The organism is Macrococcoides bohemicum (genome assembly GCF_003259675.1).
Taxonomy (GTDB): domain Bacteria; phylum Bacillota; class Bacilli; order Staphylococcales; family Staphylococcaceae; genus Macrococcoides; species Macrococcoides bohemicum.
In genome coordinates this window covers 13714-34569 of record NZ_PZJG01000005.1, presented here as the reverse complement: position 1 = coordinate 34569, position 20856 = coordinate 13714, and the positions used below count along the sequence as shown (strand labels likewise).

The following is a 20856-nucleotide window of genomic DNA, read 5'->3' as shown; positions in this document are numbered from 1 at the left end:
CTACCTCGTTTCTTCTGCTCTTTCTTTCGCGCGTAATTGTCCACATGCAGCATCAATATCTGCACCATGTTCACGTCTAATTGTAGCATTTATTCCATTTCTTTTTAATTCTTTTTCAAACTTAAAGATATCTTCTTTCGGTGTACGTACGTAATCACGTTCGGGTACATGGTTAACCGGAATTAAATTCACGTGACAATTTAGATGTTTAATTAATTTGGCAAGTTCTTTCGCATGATGTACCTGATCATTAACGCCACCAAATAGACCATATTCAAAAGTGATACGGCGTCCTGTCTTATTCACATAATATTCAATTGATTCCATTAACTTTTCAAGATCATATGCACGGTTAATCGGCATTAATCGACTTCTAATATCATTATTAGGACCGTGTAAACTCAGTGCAAAGTTAATTTGTAATTCTTCATCAGCGAAATCATAGATTCTAGGAATAATGCCTGATGTCGATACAGTAATATGACGTGCTCCAATGTTAAGTCCGTCATCATGATTGATAATCTTTAAAAAGTCCATCATTTCTTCGTAGTTTTCGAATGGTTCACCAATCCCCATAATAACTACGTGGCTCACACGCTCTTCTGTTAAATCCAGCGCTTGTTGCACTGCAAGTACTTGAGCCACTATTTCGCCTGCTTCTAAATTACGTTTTAAGCCACCTAACGTCGATGCACAGAAAGTACATCCGATACGGCAGCCAACTTGTGTCGTAACACAGACAGAATTACCGTAATCATGACGCATTAATACAGTTTCAATTGTATAACCGTCTTGTAACTCGAATAAGAACTTAATCGTTCCATCTTTACTTTCCTGTTTAACGACTGTTTTTAAAGTCGTCATCGTAAAGTTGCTTTCTAAAACTTCACGTAACTCTTTTGATAAATTTGTCATATCTTCAAAACTTGTTACACGTTTTACATATAACCAGTCAAAAATTTGTTTCGCTCTAAATGATTGCTGTTTGTGATCTGCCAACCAATCTTTCAACTCATCTAATTGTAACGAATAAATAGACGGTTTCTCAAAATTGGGCATAAATTTTTTATTCTTCTTTTCTAATAAAGCCATAATTATTCACTCTTCCTTCTTAATTTTGCAATAAAGAAACCATCAGACTTTAAGTCCTGTGGTAATATTTGCAATAGTTTATGTTCACCTAATACTGGTAATTTTATCGGTTCAATCTCGAAATCCGGGTTCTGTTTTATAAATGAGTAGACTACGTTATCATTTTCCATCTGTTCTATCGTACATGTTGAGTATACTAAGAGACCACCAGGCTTTACAACTTTACTGGCATTCGTAAGTATTTCTAATTGCATCGGCCATAGTGTATCTATATCTTTAGGTGTCTTTTCATATTTAATCTCAGGTTTACGCTTAATGACACCAAATCCTGAGCAAGGTGCATCGACTAGGACTCTATCATAAATGCCTTCAAAAGGTTCGAGCGCATCATGAACTGAAGGTTCTATATTGCGTAAACTTAAACGATTAATATTATATTTAATCAAATCAATCTTATGCGGATAGACATCGTGACTCACGACGCGCCCAGTACGATTCATCTTTTCAGCAATATGACAAGACTTACCACCAGGAGCACTACACGTATCAAGGATTGTTTCACCCTCTTGTGGATCCAACACATTTGCAACAAGCATACTTGAAGCATCCTGAACGCTTAAGTAACCATGTTTAAATAATGGATTCTGTACAATAGGTGGTCCATCAATTGCCAGACATTCTGGAATAATCTCTGACTGTTCAACAGTATAGCCTTCATCCTGTAATCGCTGAATTGCTTCTTCAATCGTAATTTTTGTCGTATTGACACGCACCGTTGTATCAGGATACGTCAGAAATTCTTCCGCCATCGCACATGTCTTATCGTAACCGAAATGTGTATTCCAGTGTTTAATTAACCAAAGCGGTGTACTTGTTTCAATACTTAAACGCTTTAAGTCATCTTTAATCTCAGCAAAATCACGTAATTCACTACGCTGAAAATTTCTTAAGATAGCATTCATTGTATTGGCTCCGCTAATAGAACCACGTTGCTTCGTAATTTCTACCGCTTCATTAATAATCGCGTGATCAGGTACTTTGTCTAAATATACAGCCTGATAAACACTCATTAATAGTAAACGACGCATCCACCCTTTAATATTTGCTTTTATAAATGGTTCAATATAGAACTCAAGTGTTAATTTATGTTGCAGTGTACCATACACTAGCTCTGTAAGTAACGCTCTATCAACAGGTTCTACGTAACCCTCTTTAATCGCTTCATTAATAAGTAAATTGCTATAGCCACCTTCAGTTAAAACCTGATCCAAAATTTCTAAGGCAATATATCTAACACTACGTTTATGCTCCATTAAATGTCTGCCCCACAATCGTTTGTTTTAATCCTGCGATATAACTACCTGCATTCATACGCTTTTTTCCAGCAGGCTGAACTTCAGTGAGCAACACTGCACCATCGTTCGTCGCTACTTTAATACCCTTATTATCAGCGCTTATTATTTCACCAGGTTGTCCTGAACCATCAACAATTTCAGACATCCATAGTTTCATGTTCTGACCATCAACTTTAGCAAAACCTACCGGCCATGGACTTAACCCACGGATATGGTCATGAACTGCCTGACTTGAGCGATCAAAAGTAACAAATTCTTCTTCGCGACTAACGTTTGATGCAAACGTTGCAGCGTCGTGTTCTTGCGGTATCCTATTATTTGTTTCAGCAAATATATCCGGTAACGTTTCAAGCAATAATTTCGTACCTGCTGTACTTAATTTATCATGTAATGTACCGACCGTATCATTTTGTTCAATTGGTACAACAACTTGAGCAATCATATCACCGGCATCTAGTTTTTTTGCCATGTACATAATAGTAACACCTGATTCTTTTTCACCATTGATGATGGCTTTATGAATCGGTGCACCCCCACGATATTTCGGTAGTAATGAAGCATGTACATTAATACAGCCAAGTCGAGGTATTTCAAGCACACGTTCAGGTAATAACTGACCATAAGCAGCTGTAATTATAAGATCTGGATTTAAGTTTTGAACATATTCATAAGCTTCATCACTTGTCATCTTTTCCGGTTGGTATACTTCGATACCAAGTTCTGTTGCCTGAACTTTTACAGGCGGTGCTGTAAGGACTCTTTTACGACCAACTGGTTTATCCGGTTGTGTGATGACATGCGTTACACCAAATGCATCGTGTACTGCTTTTAAAATAGGTGCTGAAAAGTCAGGTGTTCCCATAAAAATAATATTAGGCTTCTTCATCATACATCGCCTCCAGCTCTTCTTCAGATATGTAACGCGTTACTTTATCTGTAAACATTGTACCGTACAGGTGATCAACCTCATGTTGTATGATACGAGCGATATCATCATATGCCGTCATTTCAATTGCGTTACCCTCTAAATCATTTGCTTTTATAACAATTTCTGTTGAACGATCTACCATACCAAAGACATCTGGCACTGATAAACAACCCTCGACATCACTCTCTTTATCTTCCGAGTAATGAGTAATCACTGGATTTACGAGCTGTAAAATACCATCCTGTTCCATATCAACAAGTGCAACTTTTAAATCGACACCAATTTGAGGTGCAGCAATACCTACACCATTATAATGGTATAAACTATCTTCTAAATCCTGAATCAAAGCTTTTAGACTATCGTCAAAAGCCGTTACATCTTTAACTTCTCTATGCAGTAATGCATCATTTTTATCTATTAATGGTTTAATCAATGGACTTACTCCTTTTTTATTCAATCATTCTATTTTACTTTATTTTGCGTAAGATTGCGATATATTCGTTTGAATGATAAAACTCTCTTTAACTTTGGCTAAAGAGAGTGTTTAGTGTCATTTTACTACATTTTGCGGTCGTATACGAAATGTACGGGTGTGTGGGTTTGATTTTGCGATACGGAAGCGGCTGTATTTTGGAAATACTACCGTTTCCGTCACAACTTTACACATCACATCATCATATATGGATTAATATCTATATGCAGCGTAAACTTATCTTTTACAAACTGCTCATGATAATAATCGTCCAGATAGTTCAGAGCTTTCAATAATTCGGGTTCTGACTTAAACTTGATCATAATCTGGAAACGGTGCTGGTTGTTAATGCGTGCAATCGGACTCGGTGCTGGTCCTAATACGTAACTGCCCGGTGTCAAATGTTGTAATAATATTTGATGTATATGTTTGCTTTCCAGTAGTACTTTCCTTAAATCCTGATGACTAAAATTCAGATACACCATATAAAAATACGGTGGATACTTCCCAAGTCTACGATACGTCATTTCTTCTTTATAAAATCCATGGTAATTATTTGCTACTGCATATTGTATGGCATAATGTTCCGGGTTGTATGTCTGAATGACGACTTCACCGCTTTTCGTGCTTCTTCCCGCACGTCCCGATACTTGTGTAAGTAATTGATACGTTTTCTCGCTTGCACGGAAATCGGGTAGGTTCAGCATCGTGTCTGCATTTAATACCCCAACGAGTGTAATATCCGGAAAGTCTAATCCTTTCGCAATCATCTGGGTGCCGAGTAATATATTCGCTTCTTTTCGTTTAAACTGCTCAAGCAGCTTTTCATGAGTTCCTTTCTTCCTTGTCGTGTCATTATCCATTCGAATGACCTTTACATCACGAAATGTTTCGTAAATTATTTCTTCGACTTTCTGAGTTCCTACACCCATCTCGCGGATATGTTCACTCCCACAGCTTGGACATACGTTTACTGGAGGTTCTTTATATCCACAATAATGACATTTCAGTTCATCAGTAAACTTATGATATGTCAGACTGATATCACAGTTTGGACACATCGGTACATGACCACAATCACGACATAACATAAATTGTGCATGTCCTCGTCGGTTTAAAAATAGTACGACCTGTTCATCCTTATCGATTTTTTCCTGAATCTTTTCTTTCAAAATTTCAGAGAACATCGATCGATTGCCGTTTGCCAGTTCATCACGCATATTTGCGACAAACATTTCAGGCATCGCCTGTTGATTCGCGCGTGTTAACATTTCTAATTTGGTATAGACGCCCTTTTCAGCTCTTGCATAACTTTCCAGAGATGGTGTCGCACTTCCCAATACGAGTGGGCACTGATGATATTTCGCACGCCATTCTGCTATCTCTCGTGCATGATATCTTGGATAATCTTCTTGTTTATATGTCGTTTCGTGTTCTTCGTCGATGATGATTATACCGACATCTTTGAATGGTGCGAAGATACTACTTCGAGCACCAACTGACACACTTGCAGTCTGATTCTTAATTTTACGCCACTCATCATATCGTTCACCGCTTGATAGACCCGAGTGAAGTACTGCCACTTCATCTCCAAATCGTGATTTAAAGCGGTCAACCATTTGAGGTGTCAATGCAATTTCAGGGACAAGCACAATCGCCTGCTGATTATTGTCTAATACATCGCTAATGAGTTGTAAATATACTTCTGTCTTACCTGATCCTGTAACACCATGTAGTAAAAATGTCTCAGCTTTTTTATTTCCATAAGCTTCGTGAATTGCGTTATACGCAGCTTGCTGTTCAGGAAGCAGTTGTTTCTTATCATCTTCAAAAAATACTTTATGTGCAAATGGATCTCGTATTTGTTCTAGTTCGACTTTTTCGAACACACCGTTCTTTATAAGCGTGTTACATACCCCTTTTGAAATACCTCGCGCTTCTAATTCAACAAATGTTATTCCTTCACGGTTCGACAACACCTCTTCACATGCTGCAAGCTGCTTATCATTTTTTGCTAATGACGCATAATCAATGCCTTCAACTAATCTTACTCCGAGTAATTTTTTTACTTTATTTTTCTGTGTCACTTCAATATCTTCTACGATACTTCCGTCTTTAATAAATGGGGTAAGTCTCGGCATAATTTCTAATTCTTGTGCACGCTCTAAATATAGTTGATCATTGTTAAAATATGTTATTAAATCATGCGGTATATCAATATCATTACTGATACGTAATATTTTCTTATATTTACCTTTTAAAGCTGCTGGTAGCATAGCATCAAGTACTGCGATACGTTTCGACACATGCGTATAGCTCATCCATTCACTCAATTCAATCAGTTCCTGTGTCAATTCCGGTACATAATCCTGTACGCTGATGATAGGTTTTAATTTATCAAATTCAGCAGTCTCATTCAATGCGATCACATACCCCTGTACTTTCCGAGGACCAAAGGGAACGACGACACGCATGCCAGGAACAATTTGTGTTTCAAGATGATCGGGTATAAGATAATCAAATAATCTGTCAACCCGTTTGCTATTCACATCAACGATTACTTTAGCGATCAATTAAATCCCTTCTTTATCACTTGTGTTAATATTTCGTGAGAAACCCCTAATTTCGGCTGTTTTTCAATTGAAGCTTCACTTCCATCTTTAAAATACATCGTTACTGCATTATCATCTGACTTGAAACCAATCGTTTTGTCACCAACGTTATTTGCTATAATGACATCTGCATTTTTCTTAACGAGTTTGCCGCGTGCATACTTTTCGACTTGTTCGGTTTCGGCTGCAAATCCGATAACACATTGATGCGTTTTATGTGTCCCGATATACCTTAGAATGTCTTGTGTACGTTTAAATGTAATCGTTAAATCACCGTCTTTTTTCTTCAGTTTCTGTTCATACACTTCAACAGGCGTATAATCTGCAACTGCTGCTGCTTTGATAATAATATCAGCTTTATCCATGTTATCTTTTACTGCATTGAACATATCTTCAGCACTTTCAATTTTAATATGATTTACGCCTTGTGGCACATCCAGTGGTAAATCCGTTGAAATTAACGTGACATGAGCACCGCGTACACTTGCCGCTTCAGCTAAACTGTATCCCATTTTGCCAGAAGAACGATTTGTTAAATAACGCACTGGATCTATTTTCTCAATAGTAGGTCCAGCTGTAATCAGCACACTTTTACCTGATAAATCCTGTTCAACTTGTTTAATCTGTTGTTTAGTAGTGATAATGTTCATAATATCAATCGGTTCACTCATACGCCCCTTTGCAATATACCCACATGCAAGAAAACCTGCGCCTGGCTCAATAATTTGAACGCCTCTTTCATGTAACGTCTTTAAATTCTCTATCACAGCAGGATGATCATACATTTTAGCGTTCATCGCAGGTGCGATATATACAGGACCTGTATATGCTAAATACGTTGCAGTAAGCATATTATCACTGATACCATGTGCCATCTTACCAATGGTTGATGCGGTAATAGGTGCGATTACCATACAGTCTGCCCAATCAGTTAGACTAATATGTTGAATTTCATCTGGATGATGTTCATTAAAGATATCTGTATACACAGAATTTCGACTCAATGCCTGAAATGCCAGAGGTGTTACAAATTCCAGTGCACCCTCCGTCATAATAACACGTACTTCATGACCAGCCTGTGTCAGTTTGCTCGTTAAGTCGATCGCTTTATATGCTGCAATACCACCTGTTACACCTAATATTATTTTCATGATTTCCTCCTAGTAAAAAAAACTGACAAAAATTAATTTGTCAGTCTTAGTTTTAATTTGGTAATTCATTCGTAATTCTAATTTTATGCGCTGCAATTTCTTCTAAAGAACGGCCAACTGGTTTATATGAGGTATAATCATCTAATAATGCGCCTTCTGGATTATCCTGTAATTCACGTGCACGTTTAGCTGCAAGTGTTACGATTAAGTATTTAGAATTTACATTTTTCTTTAATTGATCTAACGGTGGGTTTAACATCTATTTCGCCTCCAATATCATTTTTCTAAAACGCGCTTCTATGCGTTCACGCTTTAAGTGTTCTGCTTCTACGATGGTCTGAACCTTTTGTTTCGCTTCCATTACTTCATCATTGATGACAACATAATCATATAGATTCATCATTTCTACTTCTTTACGCGCTTCATTAATGCGGTTTTGAATCACTTCCTGTGATTCAGTACCACGACCGATTAAACGCTGTTCTAAATGTTCTAAAGTAGGTGGTGCCAAAAAGATAAATAATGCTTCTGGAAACTTCTTACGTACTTGGCGTGCTCCCTGCACTTCTATTTCTAAAAATACATCCTTACCTGCATCCATCGTATCCCTAACATATTGTACAGGTGTTCCGTAATAATTACCAACATATTCTGCATATTCTATAAATGCATCATCTTTTATCAATGCTTCGAATTCTTCTCTTGATTTAAAGAAGTAATCCACGCCATCAACTTCTCCGACGCGCTGGTTGCGTGTCGTCATAGAAATTGAATACTCAAAATCAGTTTCCGGATCATCAAATATTGCCTTACGCACTGTACCTTTACCAACACCTGATGGACCTGATAGAACAATTAGTAACCCTTTTTCTTTCTCCATAATAACGACCTTTCATCTAAAAGTGATTATATTTAAATTTATCATAAAACTTAAGAAAAATACATGATAATATTAAGCATCCATGTTTTCTATTATAAATGTGCACATATATATGATGATGAATGAATTCATGATACACTAAAGGGACGAAAAAAAGAGGTGAGCATATGGCTTTTGATGGCTTATTTACACATCAAATGATTAAAGAAATATCATTTTTAGAAACAGCACGTATTAATAAAATTACACAACCTGATGATTATACAATAGTACTCGTCATCCGTGCGAATAGAAAGAATCAGAAACTTCTTTTATCAGCACATCCTAACTTTGCACGATTACAATTAACAACCGGTAACTTTGATAACCCGTTCGAGCCACCGATGTTCTTACGCGTATTACGTAAACATATTGAAGGCGGTATCGTCTCGACCATCAATCAAATTGGAAATGACCGAATTATAGAAATCATCATCAATAACACGAATGAAATTGGTGATCGTATCGTACGACATCTCTATATAGAGATAATGGGTAAGCATAGCAATATTATTCTTACTGATGAAAATAAAAAAATTCTCGATAGCTTAAAACATTTAACACCAAATACGAACAGTGCTAGAACGTTAATGCCGGGCTTTAGCTATGAATTCCCGCCAACATTAAAAAAACATAATCCATACGAAATTAATACAGTCAGTGATTTACTTAATCCAGAGCTGCCGATTAAAAAAGCATTACTCAACGCACTAGAGGGTTTCAGTCCGGTTGCCGTCAATGCACTGTTAGCTTCAGATAACGATATAGATGCTGCATTTAAAAACTTTATGACTGATCAGTATATCAGACCTGTTGCATTTACATTAAACGATAAAGAAGATTTCTATTATAAACCAGTACCATTTATTACAGATGTAGAATCTTTCGATAGTTTAAGTGAATTGTTAGATCACTTCTATAAAGATCGTGCAACACGTGAGCGCGTAAGAAACCAGACGAACGATCTTGCACGTCACTTAACCAGTTTACTTCAGAAAAACGAGAAGAAACTGGCAAAACTTGTTAATGAACTTGAAGAAACAAAACGAATGGATGAAATGAATTTATTCGGTGAATTAATCACAAGTAATATGTATATGCTAAAACAAGGCATGGAAGCATTTGAAACTGTGAATTATTATAACGATGAAACAGTAACAATACCTCTAAATCCAAGAAAATCCCCTGCTGAAAATGCACAATATTATTACAAGCAGTACAATCGTCTAAAAACGAGAAAACAGCATGCTATCGTTCAGATAGAAGAAACAAAAGATGAAATTGAATATATCCAGACCATTCAAATGCAACTTAATCATATTGAACTCGATGACATTGATGATATTCGTAATGAGCTGGCTGAACAAAATTTAATTAAGAAAAAGCATAAAAAGAATGATAAGAAGAAAAAGAAGACACAAGATATCGATCACTATTTATCGCGAGATAATCAAGTAATTGTAGTTGGAAGAAATAATCTGCAAAATGAATATATCACGCATAAGATGGGCAGAAATAATTATCTTTGGTTCCATACGAAAGATATTTCAGGCAGTCATGTCGTTATATTAGATGCACAACCGACTGATGGTACGATTGAAGATGCAGCCTTTTTAGCAGGACATTTCTCGAAAGCACAAGGATCATCTAAGATACCTGTGGATTACACAGAAATTCGTTATGTATATAAACCAAATGGTTCTAAACCAGGATTTGTCACATATACCGATCAATCGACAGTTGTTGTTACACCAGATGTGAAATATATTCAGCAGATGAAAGAAGATTACAGAGAAAATGAATCGTAGGGCTTTTTAGTCTTGCGATTTCTTTATTATTATGTCATTACTTTGGCAAACTACAATAATAAAAGAATTTGTTATTATTGCAGTGATAAATGAAAAGGATGTTAAGAAGTAGATATCAGACAACTAAAATATTTCATTTAACCGATGAAAATAACTATTATCCAATAGGCATATTATTAAGAAAAGGCTACGTATGTACTCAGGAAATGACTGAATTCATCTCTTTAATAAAGACAAATTAAAAGTGCGGGTACATTTTGTACCCGCACTTTTTATGCTACCTTAATATCTGTTTTATCATTATTTAACGTTAAATGAACATTTTTAACTTCCGGATGTTCTAAATAGTAATCAGTTATATTATCTCTAACATGTTGCTCTACAACACGGCGTAACGGTCTCGCACCTAGTAATTCATCATAACCATTATCAATTAACCAGTTTTTCGCTTCATCTGTAATTGTCATTGTGATTTCCTTTTTAGCTAATGTTCGTTCAACATCATCTAACATAAGATCAACAATTTGAAGTAAACTTGCTTTATCTAAAGATTTAAATTCTATAATACCATTAAATCGATTTAAGAATTCAGGTCTGAAATAATCTTTAATGATTGCCATAATGTCAGTACCTTCAGTCTTCTTACTGTCCAAACTAAATCCTGCATTGCTTGTAGCAATGATAATCGTGTTTTTAAAGTTGATCACATTACCTTGACCATCAGTCAATTTTCCATCATCTAATACTTGTAATAACAATGTTAATATTTGTGGATTTGCTTTTTCAATTTCATCGAACAGAATCACTGAATAAGGATTACGGCGAACACGTTCTGTTAATGTATTTGAGTTATCATCGTATCCTACGTAACCAGCAGTAGTACCGATCATTTTAGAAACAGCTGTTAAATCACTATATTCACTCATGTCCAGACGAATTAATGCTTCTTTATTACCAAATAAATCAACAGCTAACTGTTTTGCGAGTTCTGTTTTACCTACGCCAGTCGGACCAACAAACAAGAAGCTACCGATTGGTCGGTTGCCTTCGTCAAATCCAGCACGATTTCTACGGATTGCTTTTGCCACCGCCTGTACCGCTTCATCTTGACCGATAATTTTTTCTGATAATCTATCTTTAATATTTTTCAGACGTTCAAGATCGTTACTATCCATCTGCGAAACAGGAATTCCAGTTAATCTCTCAACTGTTCCTGCTACATCATCAACTGTTAACGTATTTGTTTCGACGCTTTTCTCTAGACTATCCTTTATTGATTTAATCTCCATTTGTAGTGCATTTGCCTGTTCATAATCTTCTCTATCTACTGCTTTTAATTTTTCTTGTTCAAGCTGTTCGATTTGTTTTTCTGATTGAACAGTATCAACAACTGTATGATTAGAAGAAACATGTGCTGCAGTGATATCCAGTAAATCTATCGCTTTATCCGGTAATAATCTTTGCGGAATATACTGAATCGATAACTCAACACAAGCTTTAATCACATTATCAGGTATTTCTATTGCATGATGTTGTTCATATTTTTCTTTTATACCTTCCAATATTGCAATTGTATCCTCTGCACTTGGCTCATTCACGACAACTTCATTGAATCGACGAGATAAAGCTGGATCTTTTAAAATATTGTTACGATATTCATCTTGAGTAGTAGCACCGATAATTGTAATATCTCCTCTGCTTAATGCTGGTTTTAAAATATCAGATAAGCCTTTACTACCAGAATCAGCACCAGTTGCTCCGCTACCGATCATTTGATGAATCTCATCTAAGAATAATACGATATTATCTTGTGCTTTCACTTCATCAATTAATTTTTGAACATTTTCTTCAAAAGCACCACGATATTGTGTCCCTGCTTCAAGCGCAGAAATATCTATTGAAATTATTTCTTTATCTTTAATTGCCTGTGGTACATCTCCGTCAATAATAGCTTGAGCTAAACCTTCGACAATCGCAGTCTTACCAACCCCTGCTTCACCAACTAAGATTGGATTATTCTTTATTCTTCTACTTAATACTTCTGCTGTATTACGTATTTCTTTTGAACGTCCAATCACTGGATCTAGTTTTCCATTACGTGCTTCTTCAGTTAAATTTCTACCAATCTTTGATAAAAACTCACCTTGCACATTGTTATTTTGATCTTTTAATCGTTGTGCCTGATTATCATTAAATTGCTTATTTTGAATATCTTGAATGTCTTCAGGTGTTACTTCCTGCCCATTAATATAAAATTTGCGCTTCACTTGACCTTGTCCTAATTCATTAAACATTCTATTGAACATTGCATCAAAGTTACTGTCAAAAATTCCGTTATTCATAAATAATCACTCCTATTTAGTTGTAAGTATTACTACAAAGGGTATTATGTTCCTTTGATACTCTTATTATACTAAATTAGTCAAAGAAGGTCAAACATTATTTTGACTTTCTTTGCCCTTTATTTTTATTTTATTACTTTAATTATTTCTTATAAATTCTGTAGCAAAATAATCAACATTTATAACCAACTATTATAATAGAAGAAACTCAAATTAATATATGGTAATTAAACGTTCATTTTTCTTTGCAAATTATAATAAATAAATTAGAAGTATAGTATCCTTTTAAAAAATTTTTATTTGTGACCATTTTTTGACAAACATATTAGTTGCAAAATGTTTATATATATTTAATCCCTTTCATCTCCTATATTTAATCAGCATCAGTGATAATAAAAAAATTATTCTACTTTTACATAAAATGTAAGATAATTGAATAAAATCATCTTTTTCTTACTCAAAATTTTTGAACTTAAAGAATATATATGGTCTAATATGAACCGTTACAGAAAAATAAACTTTGCATTTTAGTTTGTTTATCCAGAAAAAACATTATTCTAATTAATCTGTAACTTATAAAAATATATTTTTTAAATTACTTCTTCTTGTCGAAATACACATCATTATCGACAAAGAAAGACGAGAAACATTGAATTTTTAAATTACTGGAGGATTATATATTATGAAAAAAGCATTATTAACATCATCATTAGCATTAACGTTAGGCGTAACAGGATTATCAGGAGTAAATGGTTCACACGAAGCACAAGCATCAGAAACGACACAAACAGCTAAAGTGGATTTCAATGAACTGGCAAACTTAGCGAGAAACAATTCAGAAACATTAAATGAACGCCCAATGCATGCTGGAGCTTACAATTATTCATTTAATAAAGATGGATATTCTTATAACTTTGAATCAGATGGCGTTTACTGGACATGGGAATATAAATACACTGGAGCAGCAGATACGATTGTAAATAAAACATCTACTCAACCTCAAGCTGTACAACAATTTGATAGTGTTAAAGAACAAATACCAATTCACAAAACAACTTATCAAGCACCAGCAAAACAATTTAAACAAGTGAGTTATCAAGCACCAGTTCAACAAAAAGCACCAGTGCAACAAAGTGCTTACAAAGCACCCGTTTCACAAACATCAACATCAAACGTAAGTGTTAATACACATTTACAGTTAATTGCACAACGTGAATCAGGTGGTAATATCCGTGCGATCAACACTACTTCTGGTGCAGCAGGTAAATATCAATTCTTACAAAGTACATGGGATACCGTTGCTCCAGCTTCATGGAAAGGAAAATCACCAGCTTCAGCACCTGAATCAGTTCAAGATGCAGCAGCCGTAAAATTATATAATGAGTACGGTGCACAACACTGGGTTACAGCTTAATCTTTAAAATATTACATGGGAATAATGCTCTAGATAGCATTCTTCACTTTTTATATTACAAAAACATTTCGACATTGTAATGAATTGTTATTTTACTGTAACGTATGTAATGATTTTATGTGTTACATTATTAATGTCGAAAGAGAGAAAATTATCGACAGTCACTTTGACAACCGATAACGAAAATAACAAAACGTAAATTAATGGAGGACTTATATATTATGAAAAAAGCAATCTTAACATCATCATTAGCTTTAGCTTTAGGTACAACGTCGGTAGCAACTGCTGGTCAAGCATACGCTTCAGAAACTGAAAATACTCAAAAAGAAACTGTAGACTTCGCTCAATTAGCTGAATTAGCTAAAGCTGAATCTGCATCATTAAACGAAAAACCAGTTCATGCTGGACCATACCACTACGCATTCAGCAAAGATGGATTCTCTTATGAATTCAAATCAGATGGTATCTACTGGACTTGGGAATATAAATACACTGGTGCTGCTGATACTGTAGTTAATAAATCAGTAGAAGTTGCATCTGTAGCTGCTCCAAAAGCAGAAGTACAATCTGTTGTAAGTGCACCAGTTACGAAAACTGCTACTCAAACTGCTGTTAAACCAGCCGTTCAACAAACAGCTTATACAGCTCCTGTAGCAAAACCTGCAACAGTTAAAACTTACAAAGCACCTGTTCAACAAACAGCTACTGTATCTAACACTGGCGGAGTTAACTGGTCAGCATTAGCACAATGTGAATCTGGTGGAAATTCAAGTATCGTAGATGCTTCTGGAACTTACCACGGTTTATACCAATTTGACGTACAAACATGGCAGTCAGTTGGAGGATCTGGTGTTCCTTCACAAGCATCAGCTGCTGAGCAAACTAAACGTGCACAAATCCTTTACAGCAAACGTGGATCTCAACCATGGCCGGTATGTGGAGCTCGTTTATAATAACAAATACTATATATCCAAGAAGAATCATATATGTGATTCTTCTTTTTTATTGAAATTTTACTCTTGCATATACATGTTAAGTGTATTATGATTGTTATTGTCACTATTATTAGGAGGAAATTTTAAAATGAAAAAATATTTATCTGAATTACTAGGCACATTCGTACTAGTATTCTTTGGTACTGGAACAGCAGTTATGGCTACTTTAAATCCAGACGCTAGCGTTGGTATCTTCGGAATCGCATTCGCATTCGGTTTAACTGTTATTGCTGCAGCATATGCAATCGGTGATATTTCTGGAGGACATTTAAATCCTGCAATATCTTTTGCAATGTTTCTAGATAAGCGTTTATCTTTCAAAGACTTCGCAATCTATTCAGTATTCCAAATTATCGGAGCGTTTATTGCGACATCATTAATCTGGGCGATCCTAAGCTCATTTACGAAAAAAGTTGATTTCATCTATGGTGCTAACGTGCCAAATAACATCAACAATATGGGCGCTTTCTTAGTTGAAGTAATTCTTACTTTCGTATTTGTATTTGTCGTATTATCTGTAACAAAAACTAAATTTATCGCACCAAGTTTAGCAGTGCTTGTAATCGGTTTAACATTAACAATGGTACATTTAATCGGTATTCCATTAACAGGAACTTCAGTAAACCCAGCAAGAAGTATTGCACCAGCAATCTTTACAGGTGGAGATGCTTTATCAACATTATGGATCTTTATCGTAGCACCATTAGTAGGTGCAGCAATCGCTACATTTACACATAACTTCTTAGAATCATAAAAAATAAGCCTATTCAGTAAAGCTACTGAATAGGCTTTTTCTATTGATTTACCTTATCAAAATCTTCTTCGTAAAAGTCAGTCTCAAAATCTTTGAACGGCCAGATACGTACTGAAACTTTACCTACTACATTCTTGCTATTGATTAAACCAAGCTCAGGTTTACGGCTATCAAGGCTGATTTCACGATTATCTCCAAGCACTAAGTATTTACCTGCAGGAATAGTATCTTTACCACCTGAATGTGCTAATGTTTTCACTGAGAAATTTTCAGTAAGCATCGGGTTAACATTGATTTCACGATTTGCTTGCAAATAATTCTCTTCTACAACCTTACCATTAACATATAATAGATCATCCTTATATTCTACCTTGTCACCAGGAAGACCAACTAAACGTTTAATATAATCACTCTTATCATTCGCATGAAATACGATAACGTCTCCCCTATCAAGACCGTTTGTCCATGTTGCCATTTTGTTGATGATGACACGATCCTTATCTTCAAAAGTTGGTGCCATAGAGTCACCACTTACTTGATATTGTACAAAGAAAAATGATCGGATAATAAACAATGCAATTAATGCTAATCCAATCGATATAATCCATTCTCTTAATTCTTTTTTCATTTTTTCACACTCCTGCATTCATGATACATGATTATACATTAAATTACAAAAACTATATTATTATATTAGATTATTAAGTAAATTAAGTTAATTTTGACTATCATACTTTTTATTTTGACTAATATAATTGTCAAAATGATAAATATAGATTACACTACTTATAAAGAATATAGAAAGGAGTTAAGAGATGAAAAACCGACTCAAAGAACTAAGAGCACGCGATGGCTATAATCAGACGCAACTCGCTAAACTCGCTAAAGTATCCCGACAAACCATTTCTCTCATAGAGCGAGATGATTTCATGCCATCCATACTTACAGCAGTACGTATTGCTAGAATATTTGATGAACCCGTAGAAAATGTATTTATATTTGAGGAGGAAGAGCTGTGAAAAAAGATAAAAAGTTAGGAAGAAGCTTATATCTAATATTAATCGGTGCTATTTTTGGTGGTGTTATCGGAGGCGCATTACCTTTAGTAAATGACTTTATAACTTACTTTACAGATAAATATCAAATTGATTTTATGATATATATCGTTCCATTGTTAATGATCGTCTCTGTATTATTATATTTAAAATCTAAGCACCAATATAATGCCATGTCTAAACCACAAAATAAAAGTGAAGATGAACAATATATCTATCAGCTTAATCAATATAATAAATCTTCTAAAAATATTGTAAATGCTAGTAATATTCTTATTCTGGCAATTGCTTTAGCAACCGCAGATTTTATATTGAAGCCTTCAAATCAATACTTAATTTATTATGCAATAATTGTTGTTATATTTTTATTTCTAGTACTAATATACTCAAAACATAATCGAACTGTATTATTAGCCTTTCCTTCAATCACTAATAGTGGGTTCGAATTAGATTATGAAGATAGACAAATCATGACAACGCTTATTAATAATGTAGATGAAGGTGAAAGACTTGTGATGTTACATGCATTATCAAAGACATATATCGTAATGATATATATGTTAAGCGGATTATTATTATTGCTGGCTTTCTATCATGCTGCAAGTGGTGAAAATCAATATTTAGCAATGATTGGAATTACATCAGTGCTCATCTATTCTACTATTGCATATTATAAAAAATCAGAAGAATTTAATAAATAGACTATAAAACCCAGATGCTAAATAATGAGGATTAGCATCTGGGTTTTACTTTGGATACTAGTATTACGATCCATTTTTCTTCTATTAAATGTCATCATATTTAAACGCGTTGTGAGACTGATGTAGAGTATAAATATCACTATTATAAACATCCATCTCATATCATCACCTCTTGAATTAAATGTACCATTATTATTGTTAAATAGTGCTAATTATTTTGATATTTAAGGTAATTTTAACGTAAGAAACTAAGTGTTTTATATACAATATTACTTATACTTAATCTAGCTTCTGGATCAATACCCAACTGTCCATCTATATATGTACAAATCGTCCATATTGACAATATGATAATGATATTCACTACCATCGGAAACCAGTATTCTTTACGTGATGAGCGACCTGAGAAATCTAAAGCGCGTTTCCAGAAATCCACATAAGCACCTTTAAAAGATATATTTCTTACCATATTTACCTCCGTTAGTTCTTATATTATCCTTTCCCTCTCGTATTATTGATCACTTTCATCACGAAATAAGAAATTGCATGTATGAATAAAAATACCATTGAAGACAGCAGAATGTATAAATTTACGCCGAGCGGCATTAATGCATAGCTGTCATTTCTAGCATTTACTGTAACAGGTGCAATATAGCTCACGCCTAAACTTACTAAGTAACTCAGAAAAATACCAAGCAAGACAAATCCAAAGTTTAATTTCTTTTTGTGTATTATGCTGTTCATTATGACAACAAATAGCAGCATCGGAATAAATGCAACCATATCCCCTCTGACAATTTCTGCCCATGCATCAAAAAATGCAAATGGTATCAAATAAAGCAGCATAAATTTATAATCTTTAATATTAATTTTTTCTTTCATATACAACACCCTTTCTATGAGTACAACTTAAATTTACCACTAAAATTAAAAAAATTGGATAAAAATACTAAATATTTAAGTTAAATTTAAGGTATAGAAGAACATTTCTTTATGTATATAGCGGAATCGTAACTTTCTATAAACCGATACCGCTGAAAATATCGCAGTGAAGCGGTATCGAATAAATTTATAATTCGATTTCGCCATAACTCATGACGATTAGCGCTATCTTCAATTTGAAAGAGATAATACAGCTATATTATCAAGACTGCAAATAAAAAAAGCATAGCTTCTGCTATGCCTGACTAGGAATTTAATAAGGCTATAAATCGTTCAAAATCAAATGCCACCATGTTAGTTGGATCCTCATCCCAAAATCCATCTGATTCATATCGCGGTATAATATGTTCGTGAAAATGTGTTCCATCGTCCATTACTCGCCCATTATTTCTTATTAATGAAATGCCAAATATATTCATATCACTTTCTAATATTTGAATTAGTTTTCTTTCTAGTTGAATTAAATCTAAAACCACTTCATCCGGTAGTTCTAGATAATTCAAATAATGTTTCTTTGATATCAACAGTATATGCCCTTCTTGTTCTGGATTGATATCAAATACAACCTTAAAATGATGCGTCTCATATATAATTTGGTTTGGTTTAATTTCATCGCAAAATATGCACATATATACACCTACTTAAACATTATAAAAACAATAATAACAAAAAAAGACACCTCTCGGTATCTTAAATATCTTTATAATAAAAACGATTATCCTGTGGAACAATACTGAAATCGCTTGGCAGTTCTTCTTTCGGTATTAAATGAAACCCATTCTTCCTATAGAAATGCTGAGCTGCTTCAAACTTATCAATTGTTCCTAGATAGATAGATTTAATACCATCGTCATGTGCGTGTTGTGTAACATGATCTAATAGTTTTTTACCTATCTTCATATTCCTTGTATTTGAATCAACATATACTCTCTTCAAAGCACTGTTGTTATCTTTTAATTTTAATAAAGCGATAGTACCAACGACTTTACCTTCATAGAGTGCTAACCAGAACTGACCACCTGTATTAATATAGGTTCCTAATATGTTCTTTAAATCTGGTTGGTTATCATACGTTACGTTTTCAATATCAAATTCATGGAGTTTGATATTTATGATAAACTCATTTACCTCTTGCTTATAGTCGTCTGTGTATTGGATGATTTCGATATCTTTCATATGCGCCTCCTCTAAGTTAGTAATGTAATATCTTAAAGTTAATAAATACCCAGAGAAGCTCGATATAAACTTTACTTCCAATTTTCCGAATATTATGTATAATAAATGAAAAAACTGAAATGAGTTGATATTAATGAGTCTGTCACCAGAGGATCAAAGGGATCAGTTAAGAAGAAAAGAAATTGAACGAAATAGTATCGGTAATCTTAAAGACAGTTCACAAAATGCATATACCGGTAATTTTTTAAGTTGTATGAATAATAAAACTTTAGGCATATTTATTTTAGTATTAGTAATAGTAGCATTTATCGGGTGGTTAATTGTTCATTAATTTAAACACCCGATATTATTAGTGAAGTCATATTATATGTATTTAATATGGCTTCGAATTCTTTAACGATAGGTTCATGTTCAGGATTATACTGTTTATTTCTAATATCTTTTAATATTTGTAACTTTAGTTTTTCATCTATTATTGTTTCACCATAAATCGAATAATTTTTATTATGATGCGCTACTAAATCATCAATTAAAGCAAAAGTTTCTTCGTAAATCTCAACGTGATCAATTACCGCCTCATTTGCTTTCATGATTAAATCAACCACAGGACCTCGTTCTTCAACTTCTCTATCTTTAAAAAATTTACGACTCTTATGTTCTAAAAGTTTAATAAATTTTTTATTAGAATTATTTTTTTCACTAAAAACATCTATTACTTCTATCAACTTTTCTCCGATGACATAAATCGAATGACCAAACCATGGAATCCAAATCATATTATCATCATCTATATAATATAAGACATCATCACTATTTGGAAATGCTGGATAATCAACATTTAAATCAGGTGAATACTGTACTTCAAAACTTTCTGTATGGTAACTTAAAGTTAGTAAAAGTTTATCAGGAAAAGCAGCGATAATATTTTTTACAAAAAAGTAAGCATAAAGGTCGATTGCTTCATTCACACCACGAAGGAACTTGTCCTCACTATGTATGAATAATATATCGTATCTCTTATGAGGAATTCGGTTAATTTGATGTAAACCTAGATATGCTATTCCATATGGAGATACTTTTTTAATGAATTTTTTAAATATTTGATTTACTAGTTTATCATCTATTTCAATATGTTTCATT

At 34.1% G+C, this 20856-nt stretch carries 22 protein-coding genes; 7 read left to right on the top strand and 15 right to left on the bottom strand.

Annotated elements, in window-relative coordinates; translation table 11 throughout:
* The 8 genes from rlmN to gmk form a co-directional block, all read right to left on the bottom strand.
* On the bottom strand, positions 1-1092 hold the full coding sequence (gene rlmN, locus BHX94_RS08820; protein WP_096076768.1) for a dual-specificity RNA methyltransferase RlmN: 1092 nt from the start codon (positions 1090-1092) through the stop codon (positions 1-3).
* A gap of 2 nt (positions 1093-1094) precedes the next feature.
* Positions 1095-2405: a 16S rRNA (cytosine(967)-C(5))-methyltransferase RsmB gene (rsmB, locus tag BHX94_RS08815; protein WP_111745972.1), complete on the bottom strand. Its 1311-nt coding sequence runs from the start codon at positions 2403-2405 to the stop codon at positions 1095-1097.
* Positions 2395-3333 (bottom strand): methionyl-tRNA formyltransferase, encoded by a 939-nt coding sequence (gene fmt, locus BHX94_RS08810; protein ID WP_111746190.1) that lies wholly within the window; start codon positions 3331-3333, stop codon positions 2395-2397. Before fmt ends, rsmB begins: the two co-directional genes overlap by 11 nt.
* Positions 3320-3808: a peptide deformylase gene (gene def, locus BHX94_RS08805; RefSeq protein WP_111745970.1), complete on the bottom strand. Its 489-nt coding sequence runs from the start codon at positions 3806-3808 to the stop codon at positions 3320-3322. Before def ends, fmt begins: the two co-directional genes overlap by 14 nt.
* Positions 3809-4041: 233 nt before the next feature.
* Entirely contained in the window at positions 4042-6420 is a 2379-nt protein-coding gene (gene priA, locus BHX94_RS08800; protein WP_111745968.1) for a primosomal protein N', read from the bottom strand.
* A complete protein-coding gene (coaBC, locus tag BHX94_RS08795; RefSeq protein ID WP_170120817.1) occupies positions 6417-7613 on the bottom strand; it encodes a bifunctional phosphopantothenoylcysteine decarboxylase/phosphopantothenate--cysteine ligase CoaBC in 1197 nt (398 codons plus the stop codon). Before coaBC ends, priA begins: the two co-directional genes overlap by 4 nt.
* A gap of 49 nt (positions 7614-7662) precedes the next feature.
* Positions 7663-7869 (bottom strand): DNA-directed RNA polymerase subunit omega, encoded by a 207-nt coding sequence (rpoZ, locus tag BHX94_RS08790; protein WP_096076773.1) that lies wholly within the window; start codon positions 7867-7869, stop codon positions 7663-7665.
* Entirely contained in the window at positions 7870-8490 is a 621-nt protein-coding gene (gene gmk / locus BHX94_RS08785) for a guanylate kinase (RefSeq protein ID WP_111745964.1), read from the bottom strand. It abuts the gene before it with no gap.
* A gap of 167 nt (positions 8491-8657) precedes the next feature.
* Here gmk and BHX94_RS08780 point away from each other — a divergent pair, with 167 nt between their 5' ends.
* The gene (locus tag BHX94_RS08780; protein ID WP_111745962.1) at positions 8658-10337 is read left to right on the top strand and encodes an Rqc2 family fibronectin-binding protein; all 1680 of its coding nucleotides are present in this window, start codon (positions 8658-8660) and stop codon (positions 10335-10337) included.
* Positions 10338-10609: 272 nt separating this feature from the next.
* On the opposite strand, the gene BHX94_RS08775 is transcribed toward BHX94_RS08780, so the two are convergent.
* The gene (locus BHX94_RS08775) at positions 10610-12679 is read right to left on the bottom strand and encodes an ATP-dependent Clp protease ATP-binding subunit (protein WP_111745960.1); all 2070 of its coding nucleotides are present in this window, start codon (positions 12677-12679) and stop codon (positions 10610-10612) included.
* 682 nt (positions 12680-13361) lie between these two features.
* On the opposite strand from BHX94_RS08775, the gene BHX94_RS08770 reads away from it, so the two are divergent.
* The 3 genes from BHX94_RS08770 to BHX94_RS08760 all read left to right on the top strand — a co-directional run bounded on the left by BHX94_RS08770 (position 13362) and on the right by BHX94_RS08760 (position 15842).
* Complete coding sequence (locus BHX94_RS08770; protein WP_111745958.1) at positions 13362-14093, top strand: transglycosylase family protein; 732 nt, start codon at positions 13362-13364, stop codon at positions 14091-14093.
* Positions 14094-14314: 221 nt separating this feature from the next.
* Positions 14315-15046, top strand: coding sequence for a transglycosylase family protein (locus BHX94_RS13105; RefSeq protein WP_275068274.1), 732 nt, complete (start codon positions 14315-14317; stop codon positions 15044-15046).
* 130 nt (positions 15047-15176) lie between these two features.
* Positions 15177-15842 (top strand): MIP/aquaporin family protein, encoded by a 666-nt coding sequence (locus BHX94_RS08760; RefSeq protein WP_111714582.1) that lies wholly within the window; start codon positions 15177-15179, stop codon positions 15840-15842.
* 40 nt (positions 15843-15882) lie between these two features.
* Here the strand turns inward: BHX94_RS08760 and lepB are convergent, their stop codons facing one another.
* Positions 15883-16470 (bottom strand): signal peptidase I, encoded by a 588-nt coding sequence (gene lepB / locus BHX94_RS08755; protein ID WP_096076780.1) that lies wholly within the window; start codon positions 16468-16470, stop codon positions 15883-15885.
* 187 nt (positions 16471-16657) lie between these two features.
* On the opposite strand from lepB, the gene BHX94_RS08750 reads away from it, so the two are divergent.
* Positions 16658-16861: a helix-turn-helix transcriptional regulator gene (locus BHX94_RS08750; RefSeq protein ID WP_096076781.1), complete on the top strand. Its 204-nt coding sequence runs from the start codon at positions 16658-16660 to the stop codon at positions 16859-16861.
* Positions 16858-17598, top strand: a complete 741-nt coding sequence (locus BHX94_RS08745; RefSeq protein ID WP_111745954.1) for a DUF3169 family protein — start codon at positions 16858-16860, stop codon at positions 17596-17598. The genes BHX94_RS08750 and BHX94_RS08745 overlap by 4 nt, the downstream gene beginning before the upstream one ends.
* Positions 17599-17833: 235 nt before the next feature.
* Here BHX94_RS08745 and BHX94_RS08740 read toward each other — a convergent pair whose 3' ends face one another.
* The 4 genes from BHX94_RS08740 to BHX94_RS08725 all read right to left on the bottom strand — a co-directional run bounded on the left by BHX94_RS08740 (position 17834) and on the right by BHX94_RS08725 (position 19716).
* Positions 17834-18067 (bottom strand): DUF805 domain-containing protein, encoded by a 234-nt coding sequence (locus tag BHX94_RS08740; protein WP_111745952.1) that lies wholly within the window; start codon positions 18065-18067, stop codon positions 17834-17836.
* 23 nt (positions 18068-18090) lie between these two features.
* Positions 18091-18480: a hypothetical protein gene (locus tag BHX94_RS08735; protein ID WP_111745950.1), complete on the bottom strand. Its 390-nt coding sequence runs from the start codon at positions 18478-18480 to the stop codon at positions 18091-18093.
* Between the two features lie 305 nt (positions 18481-18785).
* Positions 18786-19169, bottom strand: coding sequence for an HIT family protein (locus BHX94_RS08730; RefSeq protein WP_111745948.1), 384 nt, complete (start codon positions 19167-19169; stop codon positions 18786-18788).
* Positions 19170-19230: 61 nt separating this feature from the next.
* The gene (locus tag BHX94_RS08725) at positions 19231-19716 is read right to left on the bottom strand and encodes a GNAT family N-acetyltransferase (RefSeq protein WP_111714570.1); all 486 of its coding nucleotides are present in this window, start codon (positions 19714-19716) and stop codon (positions 19231-19233) included.
* A 133-nt stretch (positions 19717-19849) separates the two neighbouring features.
* Between BHX94_RS08725 and BHX94_RS08720 the strand changes: the two genes are divergently transcribed.
* Positions 19850-20047: a DUF6366 family protein gene (locus BHX94_RS08720; RefSeq protein WP_111745946.1), complete on the top strand. Its 198-nt coding sequence runs from the start codon at positions 19850-19852 to the stop codon at positions 20045-20047.
* Position 20048: 1 nt separating this feature from the next.
* Here the strand turns inward: BHX94_RS08720 and BHX94_RS08715 are convergent, their stop codons facing one another.
* On the bottom strand, positions 20049-20855 hold the full coding sequence (locus BHX94_RS08715) for a hypothetical protein (RefSeq protein WP_111745944.1): 807 nt from the start codon (positions 20853-20855) through the stop codon (positions 20049-20051).
* Between the last annotated feature and the right edge of the window lies 1 nt (position 20856).